Here is a 2,927-nt window from a genome sequence, read left to right on the forward strand (position 1 = left end):
GCGGGGAGGGGACGGGGCGGTGGTGTCTGCCCGCAGCGGCTGGCGCGTCCGCGCCGACCAGCCTCTTGAGTCGACCTATTTCGCGCCAGACCGAGGACGGACACCACCGACCCGGGCCCGACTCACCCACCGACCGTGGGCGCTACGCGCACCCCACCGGAGCCGCAGCGGCGCCGCAGGCATTCCCACGCGCACCCCCACCGGAGCCGCAGCGGCGCGCTGCAGGCATCCACCCGCCGGAGCCCCAGTAGCGCGCCGCAGGCAAACACCCGCCGGAGCCCCAGTAGCGCGCCGCAGGCATCCACCCACCGGACCCGCACCCACAAGCTCACTGGTCCGACGAGAAGCGGACCGCGCCCGCCGGGATCTTCGCGTCGCACCACACCCTCGCGCCCTCCAGCAGCTCGTTGCCCGCCCCGATCACCGCGCCGTCCCCGATCACCGTGCCCGTCAACACCGATCGCTCGCCCACCCGGGCCTTCGTGCCGATCAGCGAGTCGGTGATCACCGCGCCCGGCTCTATGACCGCCCCCGGCAGGATCGTGCTGCCGAAGACACGCGCGCCCTCCGCCACGAACGCGCCCTCGCCCACCACCGTCCCGCCCGCGAGCTTCGCGTCGGGAGCCACCCGCGCCGTCGGCAGGATCAGCCGGTCCCCGCACCGGCCCGGCACCGCAGGCGACGGCGCACGGCCCAGCACCAGGTCCGCCGAGCCACGCACGAAGGCCGCCGGCGTACCCAGGTCCAGCCAGTACGTCGAGTCGACCATGCCCTGCAGATGCGCCCCCGCCGACAACAGCTCCGGGAACGTCTCGCGCTCCACCGACACCGGCCGCCCCACCGGGATCGTGTCGATGACCGAGCGCCGGAACACATACGCCCCCGCGTTGATCTGATCGGTGACGATCTCCTCCGGCGTCTGCGGCTTCTCCAGGAACGCGAGCACCCGCCCCGTCGCATCCGTGGGGACCAGCCCGTACGCCCGAGGGTCCGTCACCTTCGTCAGATGCAGCGAGACATCCGCACCGGAGGTCTCGTGCGTCCGCACCAGCGCCGAGATGTCCAGCCCCGTCAGAATGTCGCCGTTGAACACCAGCACCGGCTCGTCCGGCCCCGACCGCAACCGGGACGCCACGTTCCGGATCGCCCCGCCCGTGCCGAGCGGCTCCTCCTCCGTGACGTACTCGATGTGCAGCCCCAGCGACGCCCCGTCGCCGAAGTACGGCTCGAACACCTCGGCCAGATACGACGTCGCCAGCACGATGTGCTCGACGCCCGCCGCTCTCGCTCTCGCCAGCTGGTGCGTGAGGAAGGGCACCCCGGCAGCGGGCACCATGGGCTTGGGCGTGTGCACCGTGAGCGGACGCAGTCGCGTGCCCTTGCCGCCGACCAGGAGGATCGCTTCTGTCACCTGTCGTCTCTGCTTCCTGCCGGGACCGGCCGAACTGTCTTTCGGCCGGTCAGTGTATGCAGACCCTCCGGCAGGGAGAGATACGAACCCGCGCCGCCGCGCGCCTCAGCGGCCCTGGTAGCGGGCCGCCGTGCTGCGGGCCTTGCCGAGCTTGCTGTAGAGCTTCCCCCCGGGGCAGGAGGTGTTGAACCCGTCCCGGTGACCGGAGATCACGTTCATGCGCACCTTCTTGCCTTTCGCGTACAGGTTGCCACCGGCGGACGTCAGATATGTCTTCGCTTTCGGATTCATGCCGTGCAGGCCGAGCTTCCACGCGGTGAGCCGCGAGATGCCCTTCACGGCGGAGGACGACGGCTTCGTGGCGCCGTAGGAGCCGATGACGGCGATCCCCATGCTGTTGCTGTTGAAGCCGAGGGTGTGGGCGCCCTTGACCGGCTTGGCCACTCCCCCGGCCCGGCCCTCGTAGATCCGGCCGCACTTGTCGACGAGGAAGTTGTAGCCGATGTCGCGCCAGCCGAGGCTGACGGTGTGGTAGCGGTAGAAGCCGCGGATGAGGGAAGGCGCCTGCGCGCACGAGTAGTTGTTGCCGGAGGCGGTGTGGTGCACGAAGGCCGCCTTGACCTTCTTGGTGTAGACGAACCCGCCTTCGCGCAGGCTCTCGTTCGCGCCCCACCCGCGGCGGGTGGTGATGGCGGGCCTCGGCCCGATGTACGGCTTGGCCTGCGGCAGCGCACCGGTCCCGGCCGCGTCGACGGATCCGGCCGCCTCCGTGCCGCGCAGGGCGAGCAGTTCCGCCTCCGTCTGCTCACGGGTCAGTTCGGGAATCTCGGTGGCCCCGAGGGGCGCGAGCCCGGCGTTGGCCTCGGAGGTGGCGGTCTCCTCGGCGGTCATGACGCCCGTACGGGACTCGTCCGCGGCGGTGACCGGTGGCGGGGCCGCGGCACCGGGCGCCTCGGCGGGAGCGGGATCCGCGCCGGGGTCGATGAGTTCGAGATGCAGCCCGGCGGGAAGCGCCCCGGCGGCCTCTCCGGTCCTTGCCGCACCGGAATCCGTACCGGGAGCCACACCGTGCCCGGAGTCCGCACCGGGAGCCCCATCGGACCCGGAGTCCGCACCGGACGACTCCGACACCCCCGACGACCCTTCAGGCACCCCCTGCACCCGGATCTCCACCCCGTCGGACTCCCCCACCCACAGCGGTGCGGTGGCGCCCCGGACGCGTCCGGAGGAGCGTTCCGCGGTGCCGGGGTCGGCCGCGTGATCGGCGTTGTGGGTCTCGACGTCCTGCCAGCCGGACCAGGTGCCCGTGCCGGCCGCGCGGGTGCGGACCTGGACGCGGCCGTGGAGTTCGGCGGCGGGGTCGTCCCAGACGACGCCGAGGAGGGAGAAGTGACGGACCGTCCGGGGCGCGAGGCCGAACACGGCGGCGCCGGAGGAACGGTCCCGGGTGAGGGGGTTCAGGGGCAGCGACTGGGTGCTGCCGGGGATGCCCGGCTCGGCGGCCGGGACGCTCGCG

At 72.4% G+C, this 2,927-nt stretch carries 2 protein-coding genes; both read right to left on the reverse strand.

From position 1 onward, the window contains the following. Positions 1-328 precede the first annotated feature (328 nt). Entirely contained in the window at positions 329-1,411 is a 1,083-nt protein-coding gene (locus tag N4P33_RS34290; RefSeq protein ID WP_260830830.1) for an NDP-sugar synthase, read from the reverse strand. A gap of 105 nt (positions 1,412-1,516) precedes the next feature. Continuing rightward, the coding region (locus tag N4P33_RS34295) for a peptidoglycan recognition protein (protein WP_260830831.1) at positions 1,517-2,927 on the reverse strand (1,411 nt) is incomplete at its 5' end.

It is taken from the genome of Streptomyces sp. 15-116A (assembly GCF_025290915.1).
Classification (GTDB): domain Bacteria; phylum Actinomycetota; class Actinomycetes; order Streptomycetales; family Streptomycetaceae; genus Streptomyces.